This window comes from Streptococcus caledonicus (assembly GCF_042656225.1).
Lineage (GTDB): Bacteria > Bacillota > Bacilli > Lactobacillales > Streptococcaceae > Streptococcus > Streptococcus caledonicus.
In genome coordinates this window covers 51,196-58,008 of the sequence record NZ_JBHSOJ010000026.1, presented here as the reverse complement: position 1 = coordinate 58,008, position 6,813 = coordinate 51,196, and the positions used below count along the sequence as shown (strand labels likewise).

7 protein-coding genes and 1 pseudogene are annotated in these 6,813 nt (G+C 37.3%); 2 read left to right on the top strand and 6 right to left on the bottom strand.

Annotated elements, in window-relative coordinates:
* From ACFPQ3_RS11855 to ACFPQ3_RS09625, 4 genes and pseudogenes are all read right to left on the bottom strand, one after another.
* A pseudogene (locus tag ACFPQ3_RS11855) lies at positions 1 to 151 on the bottom strand (IS110 family RNA-guided transposase); the annotation flags it as partial.
* A 164-nt stretch (positions 152 to 315) separates the two neighbouring features.
* Entirely contained in the window at positions 316 to 864 is a 549-nt protein-coding gene (gene hpf, locus ACFPQ3_RS09635; protein ID WP_156807008.1) for a ribosome hibernation-promoting factor, HPF/YfiA family, read from the bottom strand.
* 85 nt (positions 865 to 949) lie between these two features.
* Complete coding sequence (locus ACFPQ3_RS09630) at positions 950 to 1,612, bottom strand: ComF family protein (RefSeq protein WP_156807007.1); 663 nt, start codon at positions 1,610 to 1,612, stop codon at positions 950 to 952.
* Positions 1,609 to 2,901, bottom strand: coding sequence for an ATP-dependent helicase ComFA (locus tag ACFPQ3_RS09625; RefSeq protein ID WP_156807006.1), 1,293 nt, complete (start codon positions 2,899 to 2,901; stop codon positions 1,609 to 1,611). Before ACFPQ3_RS09625 ends, ACFPQ3_RS09630 begins: the two co-directional genes overlap by 4 nt.
* 44 nt (positions 2,902 to 2,945) lie before the next feature.
* On the opposite strand from ACFPQ3_RS09625, the gene ACFPQ3_RS09620 reads away from it, so the two are divergent.
* Together ACFPQ3_RS09620 and cysK are read left to right on the top strand one after the other, a co-directional pair.
* Positions 2,946 to 3,578: a YigZ family protein gene (locus ACFPQ3_RS09620; protein ID WP_156807005.1), complete on the top strand. Its 633-nt coding sequence runs from the start codon at positions 2,946 to 2,948 to the stop codon at positions 3,576 to 3,578.
* Positions 3,579 to 3,685: 107 nt separating this feature from the next.
* Positions 3,686 to 4,612, top strand: a complete 927-nt coding sequence (cysK, locus tag ACFPQ3_RS09615) for a cysteine synthase A (RefSeq protein ID WP_156807004.1) — start codon at positions 3,686 to 3,688, stop codon at positions 4,610 to 4,612.
* Positions 4,613 to 4,960: 348 nt separating this feature from the next.
* Here cysK and ACFPQ3_RS09610 read toward each other — a convergent pair whose 3' ends face one another.
* Both ACFPQ3_RS09610 and ACFPQ3_RS09605 read right to left on the bottom strand, forming a co-directional pair.
* A complete protein-coding gene (locus tag ACFPQ3_RS09610) occupies positions 4,961 to 5,320 on the bottom strand; it encodes a S1 RNA-binding domain-containing protein (protein ID WP_156807003.1) in 360 nt (119 codons plus the stop codon).
* Complete coding sequence (locus tag ACFPQ3_RS09605) at positions 5,320 to 6,720, bottom strand: Cof-type HAD-IIB family hydrolase (protein WP_156807002.1); 1,401 nt, start codon at positions 6,718 to 6,720, stop codon at positions 5,320 to 5,322. The genes ACFPQ3_RS09610 and ACFPQ3_RS09605 overlap by 1 nt, the downstream gene beginning before the upstream one ends.
* Positions 6,721 to 6,813 lie beyond the last annotated feature (93 nt).

The window sequence follows — 6,813 nt, the reverse complement described above, 5'->3', positions numbered from 1 at the left end:
GTAGTTCTTGGATATAGTTCACGATGTAAGTGACATTAGCCTCAACAGTGATAGGATGTTTGACTTGATTTGCCATCATATCATAGTAGCAGAGTGAAAAGCTTTCTTTGTGAACATCCACTCCGATAAAAAGTGTGGTAAAATGAAACATATAAGACCTCCAATTGAGTGTGGTAATTCCTGTTAGAAATTGATTGTTTTTTATTCTAGTGTACAGGTAAATCCACGAGATATCAACTGGGGGTCTTTACATATTGTCTATACTAAAGAAAAACTTCATCAAAGAGAGAGCCACTAAAAGACTCTCCCTGTAATTTATTTGGTTTCAATAAGTCCAAGTTCGCCATCTTCACGACGATAGAGAACATTAGTCACATTATCTTCAGAATCTGTGTAGATAAAGAAATCATGTCCTAATAAATCCATTTGAAGTAAGGCTTCTTCCAAGTCCATTGGTTTTAAAGTCACATGTTTGGTGCGAACGACCTTAGTTGCTGGTACTTCTTCATCAACTTCAGCTTCAAATTCGCTTGTAAAGACCTGACCTGTAGCTACTTTTTCACGATGTTTCTTCGCAATTTTAGTTTTATTTTTTCGAATTTGACGCTCAATTTTATCAACGACCAAGTCAATAGAACCATACATATCTTGGGATACATCTTCTGCGCGAAGCATAATAGAATCAATCGGAATGGTTACCTCTACTTTGGCTGTTTTTTCACGGTATACTTTTAAATTAACACGAGCGTTCAATTCTTGATTTTCATGGAAGTATTTCTCAATCTTACTGATCTTGCTTTCTACATAATCACGGATAGCTTCGGTTACTTCGATATTTTCACCACGGATACTAAATCTAATCATAGTAGATACCTCTTTCTCGCTTTTTTAAAGCGCTTTCTTTTTTACACTTTTATTATACTCTTTTTAGAAAAAATTGCAAGCTTTTTTAGCGTGCGAGTGAAAATGTTTTTATTTCTTTCACTTCTTTTTCATAAAAAAGCTGTGCTGCTAGTTGTAAGGTCATCCCAGTTGTATAAATATCATCTATAAGAAGAATTTTATCAGGTAAAACTTTATCAATTCTTAACTCAAAAGGATTTTGAGACTGCAGTCGTTCTAAACGAGATTTATCAGATTGCTTTTTGACCTCTCTTTTTGTCAATAATTCTTGATAAGGTACACCAAGACCATCTAATAAACCTATCACTTGATTAAAACCACGCTCTGCCTCTCGTTGCTCACTTAAAGGAATAGGAACTAAGGTATAATCACGATAAGATTTCAAGGCGAGTTTTAAGTCATTCTGAAATACTTTTCGCAGCAGATAATCTCCTTGAAATTTATAGTTGCTAAAATACTCTTTCATGCCGGAATTATAACAGTAGAGGGCCTGATGATTGACCACTTTCCCCTGCTTTTGCCAATAGATACAATCACTACAAATATCATGTTCTCCTTGTTTGTAACACATTGGGCAATGATGCTCTGCTATTTTTTTAAATCTTAAAGAGCAGTCTTCACACAACGTCTTAGCAGAGGCTTCTAAAGTAAAGAGCTGATGGAAAGTCGGTAGGCTATGTGTTTCAACTGAACAAAGCAAGCATCTCATGCGAAACCTCCTTTTTTATTCATCAGTTGAATCTCAGCAATAGCCCTCTTCATGTCTCTAGTAATCCCATCATGAAAGAAAATGAGTTCGCCTGTAGGCCGCTCCATTGCTCTTCCTACACGGCCACCAATCTGCACAAGAGAGGATCGTGTGTAGAGTTGATGATTACTCCAAAGTACAAAAACATCAACACAGGGAAATGTAACACCTCTCTCTAAGATAGTAGTTGATACCAAAATACTCAATTTTTTATCTCTGAACTGCTGAACTAATTCTAAACGATTATCTGTTGTAGAAGCTACAAAACCAATCGTTTCTTGTGGAAAAGTTTTCTTTAAGAGTTCGGTAAACCTTTTTCCAATTTCAATGTGGGGAAAGAAAATCAAAAGTGGATAGTCTGTCTCTCTCTGCGTTGCAATCTGCTGGATAAGCTTTTTAGGAAGTTTCCCTTTTTGAATCGCAGGTAATAAACCTCCTAACCATTTCATTTTGGGAACAACTAGAGGATTAGCATGAAATCGTCTAGCTAAATCACATTTTTTGAGTTTTCCTTGCCGAACTTGTTTGTCTAATGCATCTGTTGAGGTTGCTGTTAAAAAAACCTTAACACCATCCTGTTTTAGTGCCTGCTCAAGAGCGTAATAAAGCACTGTATTGTCAACAAAAGGGAAAGCATCTACTTCATCAATAATTAACAAGTCAAAGGCTTGGTAAAATTTAAGAAGTTGATGGGTCGTTGCAATGACTAAAGGCGCTCTAAAATAAGGCTCACTCTCCCCATGTAAAAGGGTTATAGGACAAGAAAAATCTCTGCTGAGGCGTTTATAAAGTTCAAGACAGACATCAATCCGTGGACTCGCTAAGCAGACTTGCCCTCCCTGCTCCAAAACAGTTGACACTGTCTCATAGATCATCTCCGTTTTTCCAGCACCCGTTACGGCATGGATGAGAAGATTTTCCTTATTTGCAACGGTCCTTTTCATACAGTCAGACACCTCCTGCTGATAGGAAGTCAGTTGTCCTTTCCATGTTAGATACTGTTCTTTTGGAAATGGCTGAGCTGGAAAATAAAAAAGTGGATAGTCTTGTCTATTTCTACCTAAAATAAGACATTCTCTACAATAATATTCTCCTCTAGGTAACAACCAGTCTTCTAAAATCTTACTACCACAACGGTTACAAAATAATTTCTCATTTCGCTCTATCATCGCAGGTAATGTTTTAGCCCCTCTTTTTTCATCGTCAGACAGTTGACTAGCAATAAATAAACGTCCGTAAAAATCTTTCATACTTGACTATTCGGATTTTATTAAAAATATGGTAAAATTTGGGTATGAAAAACTATAAAACAATTGCTAAAGACGGTATTGTTGAAGAAGATATCAAAAAATCCCGTTTTATCTGTCACCTCAAACGCATTGAAACAGAGGAAGAGGGACGTGATTACATTTCACAAATTAAAAAGGAGCATTACAAAGCGAATCATTCCTGCTCAGCTATGATCATAGGAGAAGATGGTTTGCTAAAACGCTCCTCTGATGATGGAGAGCCCTCTGGAACCGCTGGTGTTCCTATGTTGACCGTTTTGGAAAAGAAAGGTCTAACAAATGTGGTAGCGGTTGTAACCCGTTATTTTGGTGGCATCAAACTCGGTGCTGGTGGACTTATCCGTGCTTATGCCGGTTCTGTTGCCAATGCTTTAACTGAAATAGGTATAGTAGAGGTTAAAGAACTAGATGGCCTTCAAATTCAGCTTAGCTATTCCCAGTATCAGACCTTCACTAACTTTCTAGAAATGGAACAATTACAAGAGTTTGATACGGAATTTGGAGCTGATATTATCACTCATGTCTATGTTGATAAAGAAAACATGGATGCCTTCATTGCTCATTTAACCGAGTTTTACGCAGGTAAAGTGGCCTATCAACCAGTAGGGAGTCAAGTTATTGAGGTCCCTTTTGACTAATAATGTCAATACCTGCGATAAAAAAATTTTATCACGACAATAAAAAATAGGTATTTTACAGCATGACCTTTTCTGAATATAATGTAATTGAAAAGTGAGGTGTCTGTATGACTAAAATTTTTAATAATATTACTGAATTAGTTGGCAAAACGCCAATTGTAAAACTTAATAATCTCATTCCTGAAGGTGCTGCTGATGTTTATGTTAAAATTGAATCTTTTAACCCTGGATCATCTGTTAAAGATCGCATTGCCCTTGCAATGATTGAACAAGCCGAAAAAGATGGCAAAATCAAACCTGGTGATACCATTGTTGAACCTACATCTGGTAATACTGGTATCGGACTAGCTTGGGTCGGAGCTGCTAAAGGGTATAAAGTTGTTATCGTAATGCCAGATACAATGAGCATTGAACGTCGTAAGATTATCCAAGCCTACGGTGCTGAGCTTGTGCTCACTCCTGGTGTTGAGGGAATGAAAGGGGCTATCGCTAAGGCTCAAGAAATCGCTCAAGAGCGTAGTGGTTTTGTTCCTTTGCAATTTAACAACCCTGCCAACCCTGCTATTCATGAAGCAACAACTGGACATGAAATTATTGAGGCATTTGGAGAAACAGGACTAGATGCTTTTATTTCAGGTGTTGGGACTGGTGGTACAGTTTCAGGAGTTTCTCATGCTCTTAAAGCTGCTAACTTCAACACTCAAGTATTTGCTGTTGAAGCTGACGAATCAGCTGTTCTCTCAGGTGAAAAACCTGGTCCACACAAAATTCAAGGTATTTCAGCTGGATTTATTCCAGACACTCTCGATACGACTGCTTATGATGGTATTATCCGTGTCACTTCTGAAAATGCGCTTGCTACTGGTCGTTTAGTTGGAGCAAAAGAAGGATTCCTTGTTGGTATTTCTGCTGGTGCAGCGATTTATGCAGCAATCGAAAAAGCAAAAGAATTAGGATCTGGGAAAAAAGTGCTAGCCATCCTACCAGATAATGGTGAACGTTACTTATCAACAGTTCTTTATGATTTTGACTAAGGTTATTTTTGGAAAACCTATTTTAATAAGTCAATAATTCAATTATCGTGGATTGAATAAAGGTTAGGACATCATTAAGTAGCTTTGGTGAACTCTAGTTCTATTAGCAGCTCCTAGCCTTGTCCTATTATTTTCTCAATCTACTATACTGTGTACATTTATCAAAAAAAGAGAGGTTGGGATTAGCCATCGTGCTGATTTGTCCCAACCTCTTTTCTTTTTAGTTTATCTAATTTATCAAATATGGACATTTAATTAAGATAATCTATGATCTCCAAAAAGCTCAAGTCTTGTTCCTTTACTGAGAACATGGCTTGAGCTTTATCTATCTATTTTCGCTTACTTAACCTATTTATCTTTTTTTAAAAATTCTAGGCTATCATCAATCCACTCTGGCATATGGTCTGCTAAAGGTTGAAAGCCAATCTTTACTTTTTTATTAGAAAAACGGTGACGTTGTGGAAAATGATGTTTTTCTTCTTCAAGACTACGCATTGACAAAGATGCTTTTCCACTATACTCATCATAATCAATGACTTGGACCCGAACAGAATCTCCTACTTTAAAGACATTATAAATACTGTCTACATAGCCCGTCTTAATCTCAGAAATATGGATTAATCCTTTAACACCATTGTCTAAAACCACAAAGGCGCCATAGGGTCTGAGACCTGACACTGTGCCTTCATATTTTTGTCCAATTTTCATTAGTCAACAACCTCAATGGTTTCAATCACAATATCTTCTACTGGTTTGTCTGAATATCCTGTTTCCACTGCTGCGATAACGTCAAGAACTGCATATGACGCTTCATCCATCAATTGTCCAAAAACAGTATGTCTACGATCAAGGTGTGGGGTTCCGCCATTTTCTGCATACACTTTTGCAATTGGCTCTGGCCAACCACCACGAACTAACTCCTTAGCACTATATGGGAAGTTCGTATTCTGTACAATAAAGAATTGGCTGCCATTGGTGTTTGGTCCAGCATTTGCCATTGACAAGGCTCCACGAAGATTGTAAAGCTCATCTGAAAATTCATCTTGGAAACTACCACCATAAACAGACTCACCACCCATACCTGTACCAGTCGGATCGCCGCCTTGAATCATGAAATCCTTGATAATACGGTGAAAGATGATGCCATCATAATAACCAGATGTTGCCAAATCCACAAAATTCTTAACCGTCAATGGGGCCTGATCTGGGAAAAGTTTAATAACCATATTACCATGATTTGTTTTAATTGTTGCAACCGGGCCTTCAACAGAACCCAAATTCAATTGTGGGAAGTTCAATTCTTTTTCTACCATTCCTAATTTCTCCAAGGCATTAAAAATGCCATTTCCTTCTACTGTATCTGTAACATAATCTGCTTTTTCTTTGAGTTCTGAAACCGCATTGCCCATAGCAATCTTGAAACCAACATAATCAAAGATTTCCATATCATTTGGCCCATCACCAAACATCATGGCATTGACAGGTGTTAATCCTTCTTTTTCGAGTACATGAGCAACACCTGAAGCTTTTGAAATGCCATCTGCAACAACATCTGATGAATGCACATGCCAAGGGACTAAACGCAACTGGTTAGCCAGTTTTTCTGGTAATTGAAGCTCTGCATTGTTTTCCGCAAAAGTCCACATGTGATAAACATCATTCTCTAAATAGAAATCTGGTGCCACTTCGCACTCACCGTAAACAGGAATCATAGCATCATCAATCAGTTTACTTCGCTCAGACACAACAGATTTATCCTTACCTGCAAAACCGTAGGCGATGCCTTGCTCTTTGGCCCATGCAACATATGCCTTAGCAATCTCAGGATTAATTGGTTTATTAAATACTTCCTGACCTTTACTGTCGATAACATAAGAACCATTGATAGTAACAAAATAATCAGGATTAAGCTCACGAATCTCTGGTACTACTCCATACATGGCACGACCTGATGCGATCCCTGTCAAAATCCCCTTTTTCTTGAGACCGGTAAAGACAGTCTTAATGCTTTCCGGCATGTAGCCAGTATCCTTAACTCGTAAAGTATCATCAATATCAAAAAAAATAATCTTTATTTTCTTAGATTTATATTTGGTTTTTGCATCCATAATTTAACTGATTAAACATCACCTTTCTTTTTTCTATGAACAAATGATAATTTATTATAACACATTTATAGTCTAAACTGAAAAGACATCTTC

Excerpts from the sequence above, each read along its gene's own strand:
- hpf (WP_156807008.1), bottom strand. The coding sequence starts at position 864 with ATGATTAGATTTAGTATCCGTGGTGAAAATATCGAAGTAACCGAAGCT.
- ACFPQ3_RS09630 (WP_156807007.1), bottom strand. The coding sequence starts at position 1,612 with ATGAGATGCTTGCTTTGTTCAGTTGAAACACATAGCCTACCGACTTTC.
- ACFPQ3_RS09625 (WP_156807006.1), bottom strand. The coding sequence starts at position 2,901 with ATGAAAGATTTTTACGGACGTTTATTTATTGCTAGTCAACTGTCTGAC.
- ACFPQ3_RS09620 (WP_156807005.1), top strand. The coding sequence starts at position 2,946 with ATGAAAAACTATAAAACAATTGCTAAAGACGGTATTGTTGAAGAAGAT.
- cysK (WP_156807004.1), top strand. The coding sequence starts at position 3,686 with ATGACTAAAATTTTTAATAATATTACTGAATTAGTTGGCAAAACGCCA.
- ACFPQ3_RS09610 (WP_156807003.1), bottom strand. The coding sequence starts at position 5,320 with ATGAAAATTGGACAAAAATATGAAGGCACAGTGTCAGGTCTCAGACCC.
- ACFPQ3_RS09605 (WP_156807002.1), bottom strand. The coding sequence starts at position 6,720 with ATGGATGCAAAAACCAAATATAAATCTAAGAAAATAAAGATTATTTTT.